General features: G+C 46.5%; 18 protein-coding genes and 1 riboswitch. Of the genes, 6 read left to right on the top strand and 12 right to left on the bottom strand.

From position 1 onward, the window contains the following. Positions 1-127: 127 nt before the first annotated feature. The 4 genes from H0S56_RS13575 to H0S56_RS13590 form a co-directional block, all read right to left on the bottom strand. Positions 128-703 carry a TMEM165/GDT1 family protein gene (locus tag H0S56_RS13575; protein WP_195725298.1) on the bottom strand — a complete coding sequence of 192 codons (576 nt, stop codon included), beginning with the start codon at positions 701-703 and terminating at the stop codon, positions 128-130. Between the two features lie 72 nt (positions 704-775). Then, positions 776-917: riboswitch (yybP-ykoY riboswitch) on the bottom strand. A gap of 127 nt (positions 918-1044) precedes the next feature. Continuing rightward, positions 1045-3063, bottom strand: a complete 2019-nt coding sequence (locus H0S56_RS13580) for a 2-oxo acid dehydrogenase subunit E2 (protein ID WP_195725299.1) — start codon at positions 3061-3063, stop codon at positions 1045-1047. A 2-nt stretch (positions 3064-3065) separates the two neighbouring features. Continuing rightward, positions 3066-5768 carry a pyruvate dehydrogenase (acetyl-transferring), homodimeric type gene (aceE, locus tag H0S56_RS13585; protein WP_071850274.1) on the bottom strand — a complete coding sequence of 901 codons (2703 nt, stop codon included), beginning with the start codon at positions 5766-5768 and terminating at the stop codon, positions 3066-3068. Positions 5769-6096: 328 nt separating this feature from the next. Beyond that, positions 6097-6780: a M23 family metallopeptidase gene (locus tag H0S56_RS13590; RefSeq protein ID WP_005245719.1), complete on the bottom strand. Its 684-nt coding sequence runs from the start codon at positions 6778-6780 to the stop codon at positions 6097-6099. A gap of 107 nt (positions 6781-6887) precedes the next feature. Here H0S56_RS13590 and H0S56_RS13595 point away from each other — a divergent pair, with 107 nt between their 5' ends. Next, entirely contained in the window at positions 6888-7328 is a 441-nt protein-coding gene (locus tag H0S56_RS13595; protein ID WP_005245716.1) for a DciA family protein, read from the top strand. Between the two features lie 99 nt (positions 7329-7427). Here the strand turns inward: H0S56_RS13595 and lpxC are convergent, their stop codons facing one another. The 7 genes from lpxC to murG all read right to left on the bottom strand — a co-directional run bounded on the left by lpxC (position 7428) and on the right by murG (position 15545). Next, complete coding sequence (gene lpxC, locus H0S56_RS13600; protein WP_004647241.1) at positions 7428-8330, bottom strand: UDP-3-O-acyl-N-acetylglucosamine deacetylase; 903 nt, start codon at positions 8328-8330, stop codon at positions 7428-7430. Positions 8331-8456: 126 nt separating this feature from the next. Then, entirely contained in the window at positions 8457-9650 is a 1194-nt protein-coding gene (gene ftsZ / locus H0S56_RS13605; protein WP_044111346.1) for a cell division protein FtsZ, read from the bottom strand. Positions 9651-9809: 159 nt separating this feature from the next. After that, positions 9810-11072, bottom strand: a complete 1263-nt coding sequence (ftsA, locus tag H0S56_RS13610) for a cell division protein FtsA (RefSeq protein ID WP_005245712.1) — start codon at positions 11070-11072, stop codon at positions 9810-9812. 70 nt (positions 11073-11142) lie between these two features. Then, positions 11143-11997, bottom strand: coding sequence for a cell division protein FtsQ/DivIB (locus H0S56_RS13615; protein WP_005108153.1), 855 nt, complete (start codon positions 11995-11997; stop codon positions 11143-11145). Positions 11998-11999: 2 nt separating this feature from the next. Beyond that, entirely contained in the window at positions 12000-12929 is a 930-nt protein-coding gene (locus tag H0S56_RS13620) for a D-alanine--D-alanine ligase (RefSeq protein ID WP_195725300.1), read from the bottom strand. Between the two features lie 57 nt (positions 12930-12986). Further along, positions 12987-14435, bottom strand: coding sequence for a UDP-N-acetylmuramate--L-alanine ligase (gene murC, locus H0S56_RS13625; RefSeq protein ID WP_004647236.1), 1449 nt, complete (start codon positions 14433-14435; stop codon positions 12987-12989). Positions 14436-14447: 12 nt separating this feature from the next. After that, entirely contained in the window at positions 14448-15545 is a 1098-nt protein-coding gene (gene murG / locus H0S56_RS13630) for an undecaprenyldiphospho-muramoylpentapeptide beta-N-acetylglucosaminyltransferase (protein ID WP_195725301.1), read from the bottom strand. Positions 15546-15969: 424 nt separating this feature from the next. On the opposite strand from murG, the gene H0S56_RS13635 reads away from it, so the two are divergent. Further along, complete coding sequence (locus tag H0S56_RS13635; protein WP_195725302.1) at positions 15970-17172, top strand: MFS transporter; 1203 nt, start codon at positions 15970-15972, stop codon at positions 17170-17172. Between the two features lie 66 nt (positions 17173-17238). Here the strand turns inward: H0S56_RS13635 and gshB are convergent, their stop codons facing one another. Further along, entirely contained in the window at positions 17239-18189 is a 951-nt protein-coding gene (gshB, locus tag H0S56_RS13640) for a glutathione synthase (RefSeq protein WP_195725303.1), read from the bottom strand. Positions 18190-18320: 131 nt separating this feature from the next. Between gshB and H0S56_RS13645 the strand changes: the two genes are divergently transcribed. The 4 genes from H0S56_RS13645 to H0S56_RS13660 all read left to right on the top strand — a co-directional run bounded on the left by H0S56_RS13645 (position 18321) and on the right by H0S56_RS13660 (position 21816). After that, positions 18321-18521 carry a DUF3565 domain-containing protein gene (locus H0S56_RS13645; protein ID WP_004281307.1) on the top strand — a complete coding sequence of 67 codons (201 nt, stop codon included), beginning with the start codon at positions 18321-18323 and terminating at the stop codon, positions 18519-18521. A 124-nt stretch (positions 18522-18645) separates the two neighbouring features. Beyond that, complete coding sequence (locus tag H0S56_RS13650) at positions 18646-19068, top strand: hypothetical protein (RefSeq protein ID WP_005267669.1); 423 nt, start codon at positions 18646-18648, stop codon at positions 19066-19068. A gap of 41 nt (positions 19069-19109) precedes the next feature. Continuing rightward, the gene (locus H0S56_RS13655) at positions 19110-20882 is read left to right on the top strand and encodes a copper resistance system multicopper oxidase (RefSeq protein ID WP_195725304.1); all 1773 of its coding nucleotides are present in this window, start codon (positions 19110-19112) and stop codon (positions 20880-20882) included. Further along, entirely contained in the window at positions 20869-21816 is a 948-nt protein-coding gene (locus tag H0S56_RS13660; protein ID WP_195725305.1) for a copper resistance protein B, read from the top strand. The genes H0S56_RS13655 and H0S56_RS13660 overlap by 14 nt, the downstream gene beginning before the upstream one ends. The last annotated feature ends 89 nt before the right edge of the window (positions 21817-21905 follow it).

Raw genomic sequence — 21905 nt, forward strand, 5'->3', positions numbered from 1 at the left:
ATTAATCAAACTTACAATCAATAAAACTAGCCATATCACACTATTTATCAATATTTTTGAGAGATTTTTAACCATAAAAAATCCTGAGTTTTTAGCTCAGGATTCATGTAATTTATTATTTTATGATTTAAAAGAAATAATGTTGAGTCAGTGTTGCAACACCAATCACCAGAAAAATCGCCGCACCAATTTTATGAATCAGGCTGATCGGGAGTCTGTTCGCCAGCTTATCTCCCAAAAACACTGCAGGTGCATTGGCCAGCATCATGCCCAAAGTGGTACCGAGCATCACCCAGAAGACGCTATCGAAACGTGCTGCCAATGCGACCGTAGCAATCTGGGTTTTATCGCCGATTTCTGCCAGAAAGAATAAAATAAATGTCGCACCAAAGACCCCGAATTTTTGCCATTTATTGATACTGGCATTTTCATCCCCGAGTTCATCCGGAATCAACATCCAGACAGCCATTGCGATAAAGCCAATCGAGACGATCCACAGTAGCACCTCCGGCCCGATCACCGTGGTCACCCATTGTCCCAATACTGCAGAAAGGCCGTGGTTAATCAGTGTCGCCAATAAAATAGCAACTAAAATAGGAACAGGTTTGCGAAAGCGTGCGGCAAGCAGCAATGCCAGCAGTTGGGTTTTATCACCCATTTCAGCCAGCGCTACGATTGCAGTCGACAGTAGGAATTCATACATGAGGTTTTTCTCTGGCTAGCATCCAATACCAATGACTCACCGCTCCTGCTAGCCAAAATCTGCAGAGTGGTAAATCAAAGGTCTTGCCAACAAAAGAAAGCTTGGAAAAGCTGACTTGGTTCTTTGCTATGATGACCATGCTCGGTTGAGCAAATATGTTGACCATCACCCTTCTGCTTTGCGCAAAAGGCGGCTACTCCCCAATGAAGTGCGCCAAGTATAGAATCAAATAGATTATTTTTCAATGCAGCAGCAAAAAACCCTGCCGAAGCAGGGTTTTCTCTTTACACCCTCTTTGTATTTCTCCCAGAGAGAGAAAATAAAGGGCATATACATGATTTTTAGATCAATAAAGTACGGATATCTTTAAGCAGCTTGGTCAGCTTGTTAGTGAAACGTGCAGCATCTGCACCATTGATCACACGGTGATCATAGGACAATGAAAGCGGCAGCATCAAGCGTGGATCAAAGCCTTCACCATTCCAGACCGGTTGCATGGTTGCAGGTGAAATACCCAGAATTGCCACTTGCGGCCAGTTCACCAATGGCGTAAATGCTGTACCACCGATTGAACCCAAGCTAGTGATAGTGAAGTTCGCACCTTGCAGATCTTTCGGCGACAATTTCTTGTCACGCGCTTTTTGACCCAAGGTTCCTAGCTCAGTGGCAATCTGTTTAATTGACTTCTGATCTGGATGACGCAGTACAGGCACAGTCAAACCATCTGGCGTTGCGACCGCGATACCCATATGGATCTCGTTACGTAGCAATACTGACTTGCCATCATCGGCCAAGTGACCAGCAAATTCACGCTCTTCTTTTAACAAGTGCGCAACTGCTTTGATGATGAACGCCATAATGGTCAGGCTAAGACCTTCTTTCTTGAAGTTGCCTTTCAGTTCATTACGCCATGCTTCGAGTTCAGTAATATCTGCTGCATCAAACTGGGTCACTTGCGGAATGAAATTATTCAGCGACAACTGTGGAATAGACACTTGTTGCAAACGCGTCAAGGCTTTCTCTTCCACACCACCAAAAGCGCTAAAGTCTGGCAGTTTTGGCAGACCTGCGACTTGAGCAGCAGCGGCGACAGGAGCCGCCTGTGGCGTAGTAAGACGCGTTTTGACATACGCTTTCAGATCTTCTTTCATGACGCGCGCATGTGGGCCAGATGCTTTAACGTCTGCCAACACGACGCCCAGTTCACGTGCCAGTTTGCGCACAGCAGGACCGGCATAGACTTTCGAGTTAGCGACATTCTGCTCTCTGGTCAATTTGTCGGCATTATCCGATGTCGCGACTGTTTGAGTAGAAGATGCAGCAGGTGCTGGTGCTGCTTTTGCAGCAGGCGCTTTCGGTGCTTCTGCTTTGGCTGCAACAGGAGCAGCTTGTGCTTGTGCTTGTGCTTGTGCTTCAGCTTCAATTGTCACCAGTGCAAGACCTTGAGAGACATTTTGACCCAGTTCCACGTGAATGGCTTTAATCACCCCGGCTGTAGTGCTTGGCACTTCAACAGTCGCTTTATCTGATTCCACCACGATGATGCTCTGGTCTTTTTCAACCGTATCACCGACCTGAACCAGAATTTCCGCCACAGCCGCCTTGTCTACACCCAAGTCAGGCACAGCAATTTCAACATCACCTGCAGGTGCTGCTGGCGTTTGTGGTGCTTCAACTGCTTTCTCTTGGGTGGCCGCTTGAGCAACTGGTGCTTGAGATGCTTCTGTCTGTGCTGACGCTGCCGAAACAGCCGTTTTCACTTTCAGAATGACCACACCTTCTTTGATCGTGTCGCCTTCTTTAATCTGGATGGATTCCACCGTACCTGAAACCGTACTTGGCACTTCAACAGTCGCCTTGTCTGATTCCACCACTACGATACTTTGATCTACCTCGATTTCATCACCGACAGCGACCAGGATTTCCCCTACAGTAGCTTTTTCTACACCAATATCAGGGATTTGAACATCAACCACTTGTGAGCTTGCTTGAGCCTCAGGAGCAGCAGAAGCTTTAGGCTGATGTGAAGCCAGTTCCTGCATGATTTCCTGATCCGGCAATGAAGTCGGAGTATTTTCTGAAGTTTTTTGTGAGGCATCTGCTTGCTGTGGCTCGACCACATCAGCGCTGCCGTCTTCAGCTTGTAGCTCAATCAGTACCGCGCCTTCAGCCACTTCATCACCCTGACTCACCAGAATGCTTTTTACCACGCCTGCTGAAGTGCTAGGCACTTCAACAGAGGCTTTATCAGATTCAAGCAATACAATGCTGTCATCGATCGCGATCGTATCACCCACTTTGACCAGAATTTCGGCCACTGTTGCCTTATCTACACCAATATCAGGAGTCGTAATTTGCATGCTTAGTTCTCCTCTTTGTAGTCAGCAACAGCATGTACAGATGGGGTTTCTTGCGGTGCCCAAGCCACTGGACGATCTGTATCAAGCTCAAAAGTCGAGATCGCATCTTTTACCAGGCGCGCATCAACTTCACCTTCATCTGCCAGTTTTTTCAGGGTTGCAACCACAATATGGGCAGCATCAACACCGAAGTAACTACGCAAGTTGGCACGTGTATCTGAACGGCCATAACCGTCAGTACCCAATGCTACGAATGGACGGCCATCTGGAAGATAAGCACGGATCTGTTCGCTATAAGCACGCATATGATCGGTTGCAGACACGACGATACCTTCAGTACCGCGAAGCTGTTTCGATACCCATGCTTCTTTTACGTCTTCAGCCAGCGGATGCAAGCGGTTGTATTCTTCACATGCCATACCGTCACGTGCCAGTTCATTGAAGCTGGTCACGCTGTAGACATTTGAATGAATTTGATATTCTTCACGCAGAATCTTCGCCGCCTTGATCACTTCACGCAGGATTACACCTGAGCCCAGTAACTGAACAGTGGCTTTTTCATCTTCTTCCAGTAAGTACATACCACGCTTAATGCCTTCTTCAACACCTTTTGGCATTTCCGGATGCTCGTAGTTTTCGTTCATCACGGTCAGGTAATAGAACACACGTTCCTGGTTCACATACATACGCTGTAAACCGTCATGCACGATCACTGCCAATTCATAACCGAAACATGGGTCATAAGAGACACAGTTTGGAATGGTATTGGCCAAGATGTGTGAGTGACCATCCTGATGCTGTAAGCCTTCACCGTTCAGTGTCGTACGACCCGCAGTTGCACCCAGCAAGAAGCCTTGTGCCTGTGCATCGCCGGCTGCCCAGGCAATATCACCAATACGCTGGAAACCAAACATCGAGTAGTACATGTACATCGGAATCATTGGCAGGTTATTGGTTGAATAACTGGTCGCCAATGCTGCCCATGCACTCATCGCACCGGCTTCGTTAATCCCTTCCTGCAACATGTGACCGTCTTTGGCTTCACGGTAATGCATCAGCTGTTCTTGGTCTTCCGGGGTATATTTCTGGCCATGCGCGGCATAAATACCGAGCTGACGGAACATCCCTTCCAGACCGAAAGTACGGGCTTCATCAGGCACGATTGGCACAACACGGTCTTTAATCGCTTTCTCTTTAAGAAGTGCAGAGATTAAACGCACCATCACCATCGTGGTCGATTGTTCTTTACCATTTGAACCGGCCAAGACCGAATCAAATACTGAAAGTCCAGGAATCGCCAGCTGTTCGCTTTCCTTACGACGTGCAGGCAGATAACCACCCAATGCTTCACGACGTGCCTTCATATATTTCAATTCAGGCGAATTTTCGCTTGGACGGTAGAATGGTACTTCTTCAAGCTGTTCATCAGTGAAAGGAAGATTGAATCGGTCACGCACATATTTCAAAGAATTGATTTGCATCTTCTTGATTTGGTGAGTTTTGTTGACTGCTTCGATTTCCTCGGACAAACCATAACCTTTCACGGTTTTCGCCAGAATCACGGTCGGCTGACCTTTAGCCGTACATGCTTCAGCATAAGCAGCAAAAACTTTGTACGGGTCATGACCACCGCGGTTCAGATTATCAATATCTTCATCGCTTAAATCTTTCACCAGCTCTTTGGCTTCTGGATATTTACCGAAGAACTTTTCACGCGCGTAAGCACCACCTTTTACCTGGTAACGCTGGAAATCGCCATCGACTGCTTCTTCCATCACTGCTTTCAGTGCACCGGATTTATCTTTATCCAGTAGTGGATCCCAATGACGGCCCCACACAACTTTAATCACACGCCAGCCTGCGCCGCGGAATAGTGACTCAAGTTCCTGAATGATCTTGCCATTACCACGTACCGGACCATCCAGACGTTGCAAGTTACAGTTCACCACCCAGATCAGGTTATCGAGCTTTTCGCGACCTGCCAGAGAAATTGCACCCAGGCTTTCCGGCTCGTCCATCTCGCCATCGCCCAAATACGCCCAAACCTTACGATCTTCTTCTTTGATCAGGCCACGGTTCATCAGGTACTTTTGAATATGTGCCTGATAAATCGACATGATTGGTCCAAGACCCATCGATACGGTTGGGAACTGCCAGTAGTCCGGCATCAAATAAGGGTGCGGATAAGATGGCAAACCTTTACCGCCCACTTCACGACGGAAATTATTCAAATGCTCTTCTGTCAAACGACCTTCTAAAAATGAACGCGCGTAAATACCAGGTGCACAGTGACCCTGGTAATAGATCATGTCGCCGCCGAAGCTATCGCTATTGGCGCGGAAGAAGTGGTTAAAGCCCACATCATAAAGGGTTGCGGAAGAAGCAAAACTCGCCAGGTGACCACCGAGATCATCACCGGTTTTATTCGCGCGTAAGACCATTGCCAAGGCATTCCAACGGATCAGCGCGCGAATACGACGCTCCATGTCCTGGTCGCCCGGCATGGCAGGTTGTTCTTCAACAGAAATCGTATTTAAGTAGGGAGTATTTAAACGCTGAATAGGAACATGCTTTGCAATTGCGCGTTGATAAAGTTTTTCTAACAAAAATGCTGCACGCTCAGTGCCCATGTGCTGCAAAACAGAGTCAAATGCATCTTGCCATTCTTGGGTTTCTTGCGCGTCTGTATCGCCATAAAACGCCATAATCTACAGTTCCTAAAAGCCTAATCTAATGTCTTATATGTACCATATTTGAGACCTCAGCAGGTATGGCCTCAGCTGAATGCGATTTAGCAGTACTATTTAGGAACTAAATGATGGGTGACGTATAATTACACAACATAACAAAAAATAGTCAATAAAGGCGATTTATTATACAATCATTATAATAGTTGGTGATAATATGATATCTAAAAGCGATAAAACAAAAAGCCCTTCAAGTTGACTTGAAGAGCCTTCAGCTTAAACGCTTTAAAATGCTTATCGGAGATTTTTTATGTATAGAGATGCATCTTGTTATTCAGGTCTATACTTAAGGTAACATGGCCAAATAAGTAGATGGGTTTTTACGTTGACCGTCTTTTACTACTTCATAATGCAAGTGTGGACCGGTACAGCGACCAGTACAACCAACGTTGGCAATATGATCACCCGCTTGCACCTGCTCTCCCACACGTGCAATAAGACGTGAAGCATGAGCATAGCGCGTTAAATAGCCATTGCCATGATTGATTTCAACGTATTGACCATAACCTGTACCCCAACCTGATTTGGTCACAATCCCTGGACCTGTTGCATAGATTGGTGTACCACTTGGCGCTGCAAGATCAAGGCCTGAATGATTTTCAGCACGGCCACCCATAGTACGGCCACCGTAATTTGAACTTACGCGAGAATTAGGTAAAGGATGAGAAATTAACCAAGAATAAGCACTATTTGCTGCCGCTTTGTTGGATGAAGTATTGGCATACTTCTGAGCAAGCGTACGATTGTTCAATTCAACCGGCTTCTCACGAAGCTGAACATTCAATTTAGTCTGTGCTGGAATATCGATATCATCTGGATGAGTATATGCACCCTGTGCCAGAGTACGCGTCAATTGCTCGATACGATCTGTTGAACCATTTTCTTGATTTAGATTGACTAAATCTGCGAACGCAACCGAAGCCGCTGAAACTGATAAAGAAAATGCCAACAAAATACGTCGCATATGCATAAAAAACCTCTCTAAACTGCTTTAATCGAGTTCCTTGAAGATCTCTATCCTTGATATCCACTAAAAGAAGCGCATAAGATTAAGACATAAATATGTAGGAATTATGTATGTCGGAACCTGTCAACGTTTTTCAACAAACAAGAAAACAGATAAAAACAGGAAACTTTTCGTTTCTCTCATCACAAGTCGCTGGCTGGCAGAAACTTACGAAACTCGTACAACCGCTATTGCCCCAACCGGAACGCTGGCAAGTTGTCTGCTATCAAAATGGTGTGTTAACGATTACTGGTGAAAATCAGGCCATGATCAGTCAATTGGCCTATCTTCAAAAGCAATACATTTCACAACTCTCTCAAATAAATGAATTAACAGATCTCACTAAACTTCAAGTTTGCCTGCGGAATCCTTCGCAAACGCCACCTGTTTCAGCAACACCTGAAAGAGCCTTAAATGCAGAAACACAGGAATTACTTCGTAGTGCTGCTGACTTTATAAGCGACCCTAAGCTTAGCCAAGCTTTACTACGTTTGGCAAGCAATAAAAAGTAACATCGCAATCAAATGTAATAAATTAAAAAGCAAACATTATGTGATGTGTGTCACAGTATTAAAGCAATAACAAAAACATAAAGACACAAACACAATGACTTATGTCACATTCACATACATGATTGGACAATTGGCTTCGTCATCAAATGTTACAATTTCATAGCAGCTTGGATCACTTTTCACATTGCGTAAAAGTTGATTATTCAAGGCATGTCCAGATTTGTAACCATCAAATTTGGCAATAATCTGATGTCCGAGCAGGTATAAATCACCCACGGCATCCAGAATTTTATGACGTACAAATTCGTCCGAGAAACGTAAACCTTCTTCATTAACGACCCCAGTTTCATCCACACCAATGGCATTTTCCAGACTGGCACCCAGCGCCAGGTTATTGGCTTTGAGATAATCCAGATCTTTCATAAAACCAAAGGTACGCGCTTCACTGACTTCATAAACGAAGGTTTCAGTAGAAAAATCGATACTGGCAGACTGATGTTCTTTTTTAAAGGCAGGATGATCAAAATCAATGGTGAAGTTCAGCTGAAAGCCCTCATGTGGGCTAAAAATGGCACGTTTGTCATCAATCAGTGCTTCAACCGGTTTAATAATCTTGACGAATTTTTTAGCAGCATCCAGCTCTTGCAAACCGCCCTGCATCAACAGGTAAATAAACGGACCTGCACTGCCGTCCATAATCGGGACTTCAGAAGCCGATACTTCAATAATCAGGTTATCAATGCCCAGACCAGCGATCGCACTCATGACATGTTCAATGGTGCCTACTTTGGCATTTTCCTGAACGAGGTTCGAGCACATAAAGGCTTCCTGAATCAGCATGGCATCAGCTGGAATGTCCACTGGTGGGTTCAGGTCTATACGACGAAACACAATTCCCCCATCGGCATGGTGCGGCACAAAGTTAATCATGACTTTCTGCCCACTGTGAAGACCGATTCCGCTCGCTTTCACGACACGTTTCAGGGTACGTTGTTTCAACATGCTTTTATCATCTGTTCATCTATAAAACCGCTATACGTTAGCATATTTGGCCATTGATAAAAAACAAAAAGGTGGCTTAAAAGCCACCTTTCCTGTCTAATCCATCTAAACACATGATGTTACATGTTATTTACGCTGTTGATTCTTAAGATAATCCTGAATGCTCATTGGCGTTGGGCGCGAGCTAGAAACCGAAGCCGCCGCTGGATTCGCTGCTGCCCCTGTTTCATGCTGCTGACGCTGAATTGCCGGTACATCATCATCTTCCACCACAGCCTGTGCAACTGCTGCTGGACGAGTTGCCTGTACATTAGTACGTTTGGTCGGTTCAACTGAATCCGCTGCATGACGGGTTAAACCTGTTGCAATCACAGTCACGCTGATTTCATCACGCGCATCCGGATCAAAAACGGTACCGTAGAACACCTGACCCTCATCTAAATCGACAATCTGGTTCACGACATCAGTAATTTCTTCAATTTCACCGAAAGTCACATCATCGCCACCGGTCACGTTAATCAGAATACCTTTGGCATTCATGATAGTCACGTTGTCGAGTAATGGACTACGGATTGCCTGCTCAGCAGCCTGACGTGCACGATTCTCACCACGCCCCAGACCCACACCCATCATGGCATAACCACGGGTGCTCATGGCTGTTTTCAAGTCAGCAAAGTCAAGGTTGATATGGCCAGGACGGACGACTAAATCAAAAATACTGCGTACTGCATTCAGTAGAACATCATCCGCTTTTTTATATGCATCTTTCATTGAAATATCACGGAAGACTTTCAATAGACGCTGGTTTGGAATGATGATTAATGAGTCTACATGCTGCTCAAGGGCTTCGATGCCTTTTTCAGCAGACTGTAAACGGCGTTTGCCTTCAAAGTTAAATGGCGTGGTCACGACACCAACGGTCAGGATACCCATTTCTTTCGCAATTTCAGCCACGACTGGCGCTGCACCGGTACCGGTACCACCACCCATACCTGCAGTAACAAAGACCATATCGGTCCCTTCAAGCTGCTGGCGGATCAGTTCACGGCTTTCTTCTGCTGCGGTCTGGCCGACTTGCGGATTTGCACCTGCACCCAGACCACGGGTACTTTGCTCGCCCAGCTGAATTTTAAATTCGGCTTCCATGCGATCCAATGCCTGCTTGTCCGTATTGGCACAAACAAACTTTACGCCCTGGATATCGGACTGCAACATATGTTGTACAGCATTACCACCCGCACCACCTACACCAAACACAGTGAAACGGGCTTGACCATTGCTATCGCTATGATCGTCTTCGAAAAATTCAAATGAGGCCATGACCTATAAAATTCCTAATTCATAATTGGCAGTCACTAAGCCCGTATACTGCCTTAATCTTAATAAAATTGTTTTTAAGAATGCTGCTCATGCGTTCACTTGTCAAGTACAAGCCCGATTAACTACATCTTCCCAACAATATTCACAATAAAAATCGACTTAAAAGATTGATTTCAAGGTGTCATTAAAGCCAAACAAGGCTCTTTTGACCCGCTTAGCCAATGACAACCGTTCTACATCATCCTGTTCCACAATTGTGTCCTGGGTATCACTCTGACTAAACATCAGCAAACCAGCCACAGTACTATATTGCGAGCGGCGTAAAGCAGCCTGATGTTGTTCGTCTGCATACACCTGAGTCGGCGGATTACCTAAATGCGCCGAGACCCCCATGGTACGGCGAACAAAGCTCACCATTCCTTCGATATGACTAGCATCGCCGGTCAATACCACACCATGATACAAGCCCTGAAGAGCACCGTTTTTCACCAATTCATCACGCACCAGACCCAGAATTTCTTCATAACGCGCCATGATGATTTCAGTCAATTCAATCCGGCTGATGGTTTGTGGCCCATCAATCCCCTGGAACTGAATCATATGATCCGGCTTGACCACTTTCAGGTCGACACAGCCATACAATAATTTCAGACGTTCAGCTTCTTCGGTCGTGGTTTGCAATACTGCTGCAATATCACGGGTCACATGTTCACCGCCACGTTGGAAGGTATGGGTTAAGGCCAAACGACCATCCACATACACTGCAACATTGGTCGTGCCGGCACCGATATCTACTAAGCATACGCCATATTCTTTTTCGTCTTTCAGCAGGCTGGCTTCAGCAGTAGCCAAGCTCGACACCACCATTTTTTCTACACCAATATTGGCACCTTTCAGGGCGCGATCAATATTCTGCATGGTACTGATCGGCAGCATCATCAAATGATAGTGTCCGGTCATGCTATGTGCCGACATCCGAATCGGGTTTAACACCCATTCCGGTGAGTCGTCCAGCTCAAAACCCAGAGGCACAGCACTGACCAGATAATGATCTGAAGTCAAATGACTAGCTTTAGCCAATTCCAGTGCACGCACCACTTCACTGGTGGTAATCGCATGCTCGCTATTGTCGATCGAGGTGCGACCTGAAGCATAAAAGCTTTTTAATTCGGCACTTGGAATAGAGACCCAGGCAGAATGTACACGACATTCCGCCATATCTTCTGCTTCTTGAACGGCATTTTTAATTGCAGTAATAACTTTATCGAGACTGACAATTTTCCCTTTACTCATGCCTCGGTTACGAGCGGTGGCCATACCAATCACTTGGATATTGTCTGGCGCGTGTACCTTGCCAATCAAAACTGAAACTTTGTGTGTCCCAATGTCAATCGCCACAACCGAGGGAACAGCTTCACTCATTATTCACTACTACCATTACGTGTTTGTTAGATTTATGGCTTTAAATGCCTCTATTTTTTAAAGCCGGTCATTATGGCTTTACTGTTACCTTATTCTCAACGCCCGTGTCATCAATGGTTACAATAAAATGTCCATTTACAATTTTAGGCGGAATTGAATTTTTCCACTGGATCGACAATCCATTGCGATAACGCAGGTCAATGGCCGAAATTTTAGACCAGACGGGCTTTAAATCGCTCTGAGACAGATGGCTCAGGCGTTGTAATTTGCTCATGGTCTGATCTTTATCAACAATTATTCTTAAACCCGAATCAAACTGCATAAACCAGGTCATTCGCTCGGTGAGATATAATTCTTTTAGACGAATGCCTTGTGGCAAAAATAATTGATTAATTTCATTATAACGACGCATCATGGTTTCTGCATGGCTCGCCGGCCCATGTAGTAACGGTAATGCCTGATAATTCTTGGGTGTGACTTCCGTGAAAATCACACCACTGTCACTCAATAAACGTCCCGTTCCCCAACGCGCAATCGCATGATGCGGCATCACCCGCACCCGAATGCCATTTGGCCAGGCTCGGGAAACCACGACCCGATCCACCCAGGATAATTCCAGGGTACGATCACGGATCGCTTCCAAATCCGAAGTAAAATAGTTTTCGGTCACGATCGGTGACACATACTGCATGACCTGACGCTGTTCAGCAGCCGAGCGCGTACCCACGACACCCAGCTCTGCCACATCACTATTGGTCATGACTTTATATAAGCCCAATATTCCAAAGGCCAGCACCAGTAGCGCAATACACAACAATAACCAGCCACCAAAATTGGTCAGCTTTTCTTTGCGTGTTGGCGGCTTGTCGTGAATTGAAGTAATCGCAGCACGTTTACGGCGCATGGAAACAGGAAGTTGAGCCATATTTAGTGTGCCGAACCAGTCAAGGTCTGTTCCAGTATCGCCACACACAGCTCATCAAAACTGTAACCGACTGCAGCTGCCGCCTTTGGCACCAGTGAATGACTGGTCATTCCCGGCACGGTATTCACTTCAAGCAACCAGAAGTTGCCCTGTTCATCCTGCATGGCATCAATCCGGCCCCAACCGCTGGCACCGACTGCCTGGAATGCGCGCAAACTCAAGGCTTTTAACTGCTGCTCTTCAGCTTCACTTAAACCACATGGAATGCCATATTGCACATCATTACGCTGATATTTCGCTTCATAATCGTAGAAGGCAACATCTTGAGGCGGTTCAAGACGAATCACCGGTAGCGCCTGACCATTTAAAACCACAATGGTGTATTCACGGCCGGTAATCCATTTTTCTGCCATCACCACGGCATCATGTTCAGTTGCCTTGGTAATCGCTTCGGCAAAGTCTTCAATTTTCTCGACCTTGCTCATGCCGATACTGGAACCTTCATGCACCGGCTTGATAATCAAAGGCAAGCCTAAAGCATTAACAATGTCGGTCGCATCAGAATCTCTGGTGACAATACGATACGGCGCTGTCGGTAATTCCGAGCCCTGCCAGACCTGCTTGGTCTTGACCTTGTCCATGCCGATCGCAGAACCTTGTACACCGGTACCGGTATACGGCACGTTTAACCATTCCAGTGCACCCTGAATTTGGCCGTCTTCCCCGCCACGTCCATGCAATACAATAAAAGCACGATCATAATTTACCAGTTCTGTGACACTACGCTCCTGCGGGTCAAACGCTTCCGCATTAACCCCTGAACGCACTAATGCCTCAAGTACCGCCGTACCACTGTCTAGAGAAACCTCACGCTCTGCAGATTTACCACCAAGCAACACGGCAACTTTTCCGAATTTTGAAGCATTTGACACGTTTATATCCTTAAACTTTTTTCAATCTGGTCAATTCAATTCAGTCACACAAGATGACTATTTTATATATAAGTGATTTTGTGCAAGTTCGACTGAGATTGCTCCAACATTACCTGCGCCCTGGGTTAATAACAAGTCATTTGCTTGCAATACTTTTCTCATGATCTGATTCAGGTTGCCGTCCGTCGCATCAACCAGAATCGGCTCGACTTCACCACGTAAGCGAATGCTGCGGGCCAAAGTACGGCTGTCCGCCCCGACAATCGGTTTTTCACCGGCAGGATAAACATCCAGCAACAATAACTGGTCTACAGTAGAAAGCACTTCCACAAAATCATCAAAACAGTCACGGGTACGGCTATAACGGTGTGGCTGGAACATCATGACCAGACGACGGTCCGGATGACTCTGACGCGCGGCTTTAATCGTTGCTTCGACTTCTTTTGGATGATGGCCATAGTCATCCACCAGTTTCACGTCACCGCCCTCAATCGCAAACTCACCCTGAACCTCAAAGCGGCGACCCACACCACTGAAACCTTCCAGTGCACGGCAGATTGAAGCATCAGACACGCCTTCATCGGTTGCTATACCAATCGCGGCCAGGGCATTCAGCACATTATGCAAACCTGGCTGGTTGACCGTTACACGCAATGGCTCACGCTCTTTACGCAATACGGTAAAGTGGGTTTGCATACCATCCTGATCAACATCTACTGCGCGGATGTCATTGTCTTCATTAAAACCATAAGTCAGTAACGGACGTGCAATCCGCGGCATGATTTCACGGATATTAGCATCATCACCACAGACTACGGCCAAGCCGTAAAATGGCAGTTTTTGCAGGAACTGGATAAAGGTATCTTTCAGGACATCGAAGCTACCGCCATAGGTATCCATATGATCGGCATCAATATTGGTCACCACGGCAGCCATCGGTTCCAGGTGCAGGAAAGAGGCGTCTGATTCATCAGCTTCGGCTACGATATAACGGCTGGCGCCCAAGGCTGCGTTCATACCGGTACGGTTCAGCAAACCACCGATCACATAGGTTGGATCCATGTTTTCTTCAGCCAGCATACAGGTGATCAGACTGGTGGTTGTGGTTTTGCCATGCGTGCCGGCAACGGCAATACCATGACGGTAACGCATTAGTTCACCCAGCATTTCCGCACGGCGAACCACAGGAATACGGTTTTCAATCGCGGTTTTAATTTCCGGATTTTCTTTATCAATCGCGGTAGAGACCACGATCACGTTGGCGCCCTTAATATTATTTGCAGTATGCCCGATATAGACTTTAATGCCATTCGCTTCCAGCTGTGCGGTGGTATTGGATGCCTTGATATCTGAACCGGAAACTTTATAGCCCTGGTTTTTCAGCACTTCCGCAATACCACACATGCCTGCGCCACCGATCCCCACAAAATGAATGTGTTTGATACGGCGCATTTCCGGCACTTTAATTAACTTTTTCGCTTGTTCAGCTGGGGTTGTTGGAGACATAGTTTACTCGGATTACAATTCTTGAATTAAACGGACCACATGTTGAGTCGCATCGGGTTGAGCCTGTCGACGTGCTTTCACGGCCATTTCCATTAACAGTTGGCGATTCAGCATCGGCTCTAATAATGTTTTTAAACTTTCCGGGGTCATCGTGGCCTGCGGGCAAATCTTTGCCGCATTGATATTGGCCAGGAAACCAGCATTGGCCGTCTGGTGATCATCCACCGCACTTGGAAGCGGCACAAAAATCGCAGCCACCCCGGCAGTGGCAATTTCAGTTACAGTCAAAGCTCCGGCACGGCAAATCACCAGATCGGCATCAGAATAGGCTTTGGCCATATCTTCAATAAAGGGCTGTACTTCAACTTGTAGATTGGCTGGTGCATTTTCATAACGTGCCCGGGTCGCCTCGGCATGGTTTTGCCCACACTGATGATAGACGCTTAATGGCACATTGAGTTGCTTTAAAGCTTCCGGAACCCGTTCATTTAAGGCTTGCGCCCCCAAAGACCCGCCAACGATCAAAATACGTAAGGGCATTCCTACCTTGTCACGCTCCTGATAACGCCAGGATGGATTTAAAATTTCGCTAATTTCTTGTCGTACCGGATTGCCGGTAGTCACGACTTTTTCTTGGGCCGGAAAAGTGTTCGGGAATGCCTGGCACACTGTCTTTGCCACACGCGACAATTGGGTGTTGGTAAAACCAGCAACTGCATTCTGTTCATGGATCAGCACCGGAATGCCTAAGATACGCGCGGCCAAACCACCCGGGCCTGCCACATAACCGCCAAAGCCTGCCACGGCATCGACCTTAAGCTGTTTCATAAATTTCATGGCACTGAAGGTGGCTTTCATGATTTTAAAAGGCGCCAAGGCCTTACGTAGAAAACCGTTGCCACGCACACCCTGAATATCAATCTGATAAATGGGAATATTCTGGTTTTTTAATAGACGGTTTTCCATGCCTGCGGGTGTGGCCAACCAAGAGACCTGTATACCTTGTTGTTGTAAATCTTTGGCAACAGCTAACGCTGGAAACACATGTCCACCTGTACCTGCGGCCATCATCATGACATGTTTAGGCTGTTTTTGCTGAGCGTCGGTCACGGTCTAATTCTTCAATTCAAAAAATGGAGCAGGAAATCTGATTTAAGTAATCAATTGTAATCACAAACCTCAGGCCATGAAAGTTTATTTACTTTATTTCAACAAGGCTTTAATTGTTTTTTTCACGCAAACTTCAAGTTTAGACTCGTTTTATTTATAAGGTCTGCACTTTTCCTTCGACTTAAGTGACATATCATATCAATTTTAAATAGTTTTCTCATTATATTATCAATAACTTTGCCACGAAGAGCGCTTTATTTACAGCGGTCTTCCGTTTTCTCCCGTTCACCTCCTCTCTTATCATTGGCCGATAATCTTAGGCTTAAATCCTATCAATTTTATAAAAGTTTCATGCTATTCATATCTATATATGAATGATGCTTGATGTACAAGCAGATGCTTTAAATGGACTCCGTTCGGATAGATGTCAAAAATATCATGTCGTGATGTATGGATTATCTTGGCCGGTTATCTGGCTGCGATCCATGTAGGCAAACTTTCAGCCGTGATTCCTGTGTTACAGCAGGATTTAAACCTGAGTTTTACTCAGGCTGGTTTTTCATTAGCGTTGGTGCAGGCCGCCGGAATGCTGTTTGCGCTATGCATTGGCGCCTTCTCGGAAAAAATGGGATTAAAGCGCTGCCTGATCATAGCCTTAATCATTTTAGGGCTGAGCAGTCTTGCCGGGCTTTGGATTACGCAGCCTGCCACTTTATATGTATTGCGTTTTATGGAAGGAATCGGTTTTTTAACCATTTCCTTGTGTGCGCCAGCAATTTTAAAACGTACCAGCCGCGCTGAAACACTGAATTTCAAGATGGGACTCTGGAGTTCCTATATGGGCATCGGTGTCAGTCTGGCCGTATTAACGATTCCTCTGCTGCTTGAATATCTGGACTGGCAAACGATCTGGGCCATTTTGGGCTGCCTGTGCCTTGTCATTGCTGGCATGATTAAACAATATTTAAATATTGAACCTGTCCTGGTAACACAGCCAGACTCTTCTCAGGCAGCTACGGAAAACACCTCATTTTGGCAGATTGTTAAAATTACTCTGACCCATCCTCCCATTATCTGTCTAGCGATTATTTTTGCCTGTTATACCAGTCAATGGATTACTGTCACGGGCTTTCTGCCTACGCTGTATGTGGAACAGGGGCTGGACTTAAAAAGCGCAGGGATGCTGGTTTCAATGGTCGTTCTGGCCAATCTGGGGGGTACTTTTGGCGCAGGCATGTTGCTACAACAGGGTTATAGACCGCACACCTTATTGAGCACCGGATTTGTGGCAATGCTCTGCAGCAGTTGTCTGGTTTTTGCAGCAAATTCCTGGCTCTCATTTGAATTTCAGGTTGTCAGTGCCGTGCTGTTTTCACTGATTGGCGGGATGATCCCGACCACTGTTTTTGCGATTACCCTGCACTATGCACCACGCGCTTATGCAGCAGCGGCCAGTGTGGGTCTGGTGTTACAAATTTCAGCCTGCGCACAGTTTTTTATACCGACCCTGAGCGCTGCGCTGATATCTGCCACCCAATACTGGGCCAATCTTGCCATTATCACTGTCTGCCTTTCGATGCTGGGCATCGTGATGACGGCATTTTTATTTAAGCGTTATCCTAAATAAGCGATCCCAAATGAAATAAATAAAAAAGAGCCTGCAAGCAGACTCTTCTTTCACCTGATTTTGCCTTTAAACCTGATTGGCCCGCCCCGCTTCCAGCACGGCAAACAGATCATCCGCAATCGAGGTGCCAAACTGGGCGTCAATTTCACGGATACAGGTTGGACTGGTTACATTAATTTCAGTGACATAATTTCCGATCACATCCAGCCCCACAAAAACCAGACCTTTTTCTCTGAGATACGGCCCTACTTGTGCCGCAATGGCTTTGTCATTTTCAGTCAGTGGACGCGCCTCGCCTAGACCACCCGCGGCCAGATTACCGCGCACTTCACCATTTTGCGGAATACGGGCCAGACAATACGGCACTGGCTCGCCATTAATCATCAGGATGCGTTTATCGCCTTCGACAATTTCCGGAATATAACGCTGCGCCATAATCGGCTGGGTACCATTATTGGTCAGTATTTCAATGGTTGAACCGATATTGATCCCGTCCTGATACAGACGGAAAATCCCGGTGCCGCCCATGCCATCTAACGGTTTTACAATCACATCGACCTGTTCTTTGAGAAATTCACGGATCAGGCTTTGCTGCGAAGTCACCAAGGTCGGAACTTGCAGATGCGGGAACTGGGTCGCGAACAGTTTTTCATTACAGTCACGCAGGCTTTGCGGTTTGTTGATGATCCATGCCCCTTCGCGCTCTGCCTGCTCCAGAATATAAGTGGTATAGACGAAGTTCATATCAAAAGGCGGATCTTTACGCATCAAGACAACGTCATAAGCAGCGATCGACTCTTTTTGTTTTTCGCCAAGTTCATAATAATGGTCGTAGTCTTCAAATACCTGTAACGGCGCGATCAAACCAAAGGCCTTGCCCTGATCGATATATAAATCTTGCTGCAATGCATAACCGAGTTCATGCCCGCGACGTGCTGCTGCCCATAGCATCGCCATGGTTGAGTCTTTCTTCAGGTTTACATTTTCAATGGGATCCATCACAACAAGTACGCGCATGTGTCTCTGCTCTTTTTCAAAAAATGACTTGGCAAGGAGTATAGCTTGTGTCGATTCTTTTGTTTATGGTGATTTTGCATGACTTATTTTATATAGGTACTGAGACAGATTGAGCCCACAGGAGGTTTGCCATGCAACAGGCCATTATCGGTTTTCACCTGGATGAGGAACAGCATTGGGTTGCAGAGCTGGCCTGCGGACATGGCCAGCATGTGCGGCATACCCCGCCCTGGCAAAATCGCCCATGGGTGATGACCGAGCAAGGACGTAAAGAAAAACTCGGGATGCTGCTAGACTGTAAAAAATGCGAAAAGTGCGAAACTGAAACCTGAACCTATGAAAAAAGTAGTATGTAGGTGACCTAAAAAATAATCTTGTCCAGAATTTGCTAATTTGAGTTACTGCGTTTATGCTTTTATTGCTCAAACATGCAGCGCATTTTTTCAGGGTGTACTTTTGCTCATACGGCTCGTCAAACAGATCTGGTTGGTGATGCTTGTGGTTTTTGCCATAGGCTGGAGCAGTGTGTCTGTCGCATCTGCAAACACCATGCATCTGGTTATGCCGTCTGAAAAAACGAATCCTCATTGTCTGGAAATGACAAAACCCTCTGCTTCTCACTCGCTGCATAAGACTGATCATCATCAAGATCAGGAACTGATTCAGCCGGACTGTGTCAGTGACAGCACCCAGCAGTCATCAGATTGTCTGGATTGTGGCACTATGGCCTGCCAGAACTTGGTCACCAGCCTGCCCATTACAACGCCCGAGTTAAGCGTGCCTGATCACGGTTATCCGGAAAAAACCCTCCTCCCTGCTTACCATGCCCAGCACCTTGCCGGTTACTGGCAAGAAATCCTGCGCCCACCCAAAGCTTGATCCTGAATTTTTAAATTTTTTTATTCATTAAGGATTAAGTTATGTTGCTTAAAATCAGTCAAAGCCTGTGTCTGGGCTTCGGTCTCATCTCGTCGTCTGCCTTGTTTGCAGCCGTAAAAGAATATCATCTGGTCATTGATGAAAGCCCGATCAATCTCACCGGAAAGACGGTCAAGCGTATCACTGTAAACGGAAAATTCCCTGCACCCTTGCTGGAATTCGAAGAAGGTGATGATGCAGTCATTCATGTACAAAACAACCTGAACAATCAGGATACCTCACTGCACTGGCATGGCCTGCTCCTGCCCGGGCTGATGGATGGTGTCCCCGGATTTAACGGTTTTCAGGGCATCAAACCGAAACAGTCTTTTACTTATCGCTTCAAAGTTCGTCAAAACGGCACCTACTGGTATCACGCACATTCCAAAGGTCAGGAACAGGACGGCCTCTATGGCGCCTTGGTGATTCGCCCCAAAGCCCAGACATCGCTACCTGCACATGAACAAACCGAGCGGGATTATGTGGTGATGCTGTCGGATTTTCACGAACAGGGCAGCCAGCAGATTCAGAACAATTTAAAAAAATCGGCCGAATATTATCAGAACCAGCGCGAAACCTTGGGTGATGTACTCCAGCAGGTGAAACGTGACGGCCTCAAGGCCACTTGGTCAGACCGCAAGATGTGGAACCAGATGCGTATGCTGAAAACCGACCTGTCCGATGTTACCGGTTATACCTTTCTGGTCAATGGAAAAACACCACAACAGAACTGGAGTGGCCAGTTCCAGCCCAATGAAAAAGTCCGCCTGCGTTTCATCAATGCTTCCGCCATGTCATTTTTCGATGTGCGTATTCCCCAGCTGAAAATGACCGTGGTCAGCGCCGATGGACAAGCTGTGCAGCCGGTCGCTGTAGATGAATTCCGGATTGGAACTGCTGAAACCTATGATGTGATTGTGGAACCCACTGCAGCGCATTACCAGATTGAAGCAGAATCGATCGACCGCTCAGGCTTTGCCATTGGCAGTCTGCATCAGGCAACTGATTCAAGCAAAACCCCGGCTCCGGTTCAATTACCGACACCGCGCCCTCGTGCCTTATTGACCATGGAAGATATGGGGCATGGCGAACAGCATGATATGTCGCATGACACACACAGCAGTCAGACCATACAATCTGCAACAGGTACGCCTAAACATGATGATCATGCCCAGCATGACATGCATGCAAGTCATAGTGCCATGTCCGGAACCAATCAGCCTCATCAGCCGGTTGAGGGCTGGGCCAATATGTCTACGCCTGCAGGGCACAAAGCCTTGCAATATCAAGACCTCAAAGCCCTGACACCGCAACCTGATACCCGCGCAGCAGAACGTGAACTGGTGATTCGTCTGGGTGGAACCATGGAGCGCTACATCTGGACCATGAATGGTAAAAAATTCAGTGATGCCGAACCACTTCAGGTGAAATATGGCGAGCGGATCCGGCTGAAATTTATTAATGACAGCATGATGGCCCATCCGATGCATTTGCATGGCATGTTTATGCAGCTGGAAAATGGTCAGTCTGCTGCAAATATGCCGAATAAACACACCGTGATTGTGCCGCCCGGGAAAACGGTGACCACCCTTCTCACGGCTGACGAACTTGGAGAATGGGCGATTCACTGCCATCTGCTCTATCACATGAGTGCCGGCATGATGAACAAGCTGATTGTGGCACAGGTTGACGAGGATCAAGCATCTCACCCTTCTTCACAAAAAATGCCGTCGAAACCAGCAGCTGCCCAAGGAGAAAGCCATGCACATCACTAATCTTCTTGTAAAGTCAGTGCTTAGTAGTGCGCTTACCCTAAGCAGTCTGAGTATTTTTGCGGCAGATTCTAGCGATCATACAAGCCATGCTGAACATCAACATCATAGTGGGCATCATGCCATGCAAAACATGGCTGATGACCACGTACAGCATACTGGAACAGCAGATGCCTCATCCTATCAACTGCCACCAAAGTTATTGCATCAACAGCAGGCGCTGAGCACACCACAAAATTCAGTCAGCTCTGCCAGCGAACATGACCACCGTAAAGAACATGGCGCACAGATTTATAGCCAGATTATTCTGGACCAGAAATGGCAGCATAGTTCAGAGGGAAATGGGGCATTCAAGTCCAAGAACCAAGCCAGAATTGGCACGGATGAAAACAAAATCGTCCTCAAGCTAGAAGCCGACAAACAGGAATCCCAGCCGGCTGAATATGATGCCAAAGTGTTGTATAGCCGAAATATTTCCGATTTTTGGGATGTACAGGTCGGTGTGCGCTACCGTCAGGAAAATTTAGCCGAGCCTGCTACACAACAGCAGAACGAGCGCTTCGATGCAGTATTTGGGCTACATGGCCTGGCCCCCTACTTTTTCGAAACGGATGCTCATGTTTATGTCGGTGAAGATGACTTTGTCGGATTAAAACTGGAAACAGAGCGTGACCTGTTATTGACGCAGAAACTGATTATGCAGCCCTTTGTCGAACTGGATGTCATCCTGAATGATCAGGCAGCGAATGCGAAAAAAACCGGCCTTAGTCATGCAACCTTGGGTCTGGAAACACGCTATGAACTGAGCAAAAAGCTCATGCCTTATCTGGAAGTCGGTTATGAATACAGCAAAGGCAACCAACAGACAGCCTGGCAGCAAAGTTCTGATTCAGAAAAAGGCTGGATCTATGGTGCAGGTCTAAGAATGATGTTCTAAATTTTTGATACAGAAAATTATGCAGCTACGGGATGTGAAACGCCATTCATGTCCCGTAGCGCTATGGCACTATACATTTGACTGAGAAA

Source organism: Acinetobacter lwoffii (assembly GCF_015602705.1).
Lineage (GTDB): Bacteria > Pseudomonadota > Gammaproteobacteria > Pseudomonadales > Moraxellaceae > Acinetobacter > Acinetobacter lwoffii_E.

Bases quoted from the DNA above. Each gene is read 5' to 3' on its own strand.
- H0S56_RS13660 (WP_195725305.1), top strand. From the start codon at position 20,869: ATGCACATCACTAATCTTCTTGTAAAGTCAGTGCTTAGTAGTGCGCTT.
- gshB (WP_195725303.1), bottom strand. From the start codon at position 18,189: ATGCGCGTACTTGTTGTGATGGATCCCATTGAAAATGTAAACCTGAAG.
- H0S56_RS13615 (WP_005108153.1), bottom strand. From the start codon at position 11,997: ATGGCTCAACTTCCTGTTTCCATGCGCCGTAAACGTGCTGCGATTACT.
- ftsA (WP_005245712.1), bottom strand. From the start codon at position 11,072: ATGAGTGAAGCTGTTCCCTCGGTTGTGGCGATTGACATTGGGACACAC.
- H0S56_RS13595 (WP_005245716.1), top strand. From the start codon at position 6,888: ATGTCGGAACCTGTCAACGTTTTTCAACAAACAAGAAAACAGATAAAA.
- H0S56_RS13575 (WP_195725298.1), bottom strand. From the start codon at position 703: ATGTATGAATTCCTACTGTCGACTGCAATCGTAGCGCTGGCTGAAATG.
- H0S56_RS13645 (WP_004281307.1), top strand. From the start codon at position 18,321: ATGCAACAGGCCATTATCGGTTTTCACCTGGATGAGGAACAGCATTGG.
- H0S56_RS13655 (WP_195725304.1), top strand. From the start codon at position 19,110: ATGTTGCTTAAAATCAGTCAAAGCCTGTGTCTGGGCTTCGGTCTCATC.
- ftsZ (WP_044111346.1), bottom strand. From the start codon at position 9,650: ATGGCCTCATTTGAATTTTTCGAAGACGATCATAGCGATAGCAATGGT.
- lpxC (WP_004647241.1), bottom strand. From the start codon at position 8,330: ATGTTGAAACAACGTACCCTGAAACGTGTCGTGAAAGCGAGCGGAATC.
- H0S56_RS13590 (WP_005245719.1), bottom strand. From the start codon at position 6,780: ATGCATATGCGACGTATTTTGTTGGCATTTTCTTTATCAGTTTCAGCG.
- aceE (WP_071850274.1), bottom strand. From the start codon at position 5,768: ATGGCGTTTTATGGCGATACAGACGCGCAAGAAACCCAAGAATGGCAA.
- H0S56_RS13635 (WP_195725302.1), top strand. From the start codon at position 15,970: ATGTCAAAAATATCATGTCGTGATGTATGGATTATCTTGGCCGGTTAT.
- H0S56_RS13580 (WP_195725299.1), bottom strand. From the start codon at position 3,063: ATGCAAATTACGACTCCTGATATTGGTGTAGATAAGGCAACAGTGGCC.
- murC (WP_004647236.1), bottom strand. From the start codon at position 14,435: ATGTCTCCAACAACCCCAGCTGAACAAGCGAAAAAGTTAATTAAAGTG.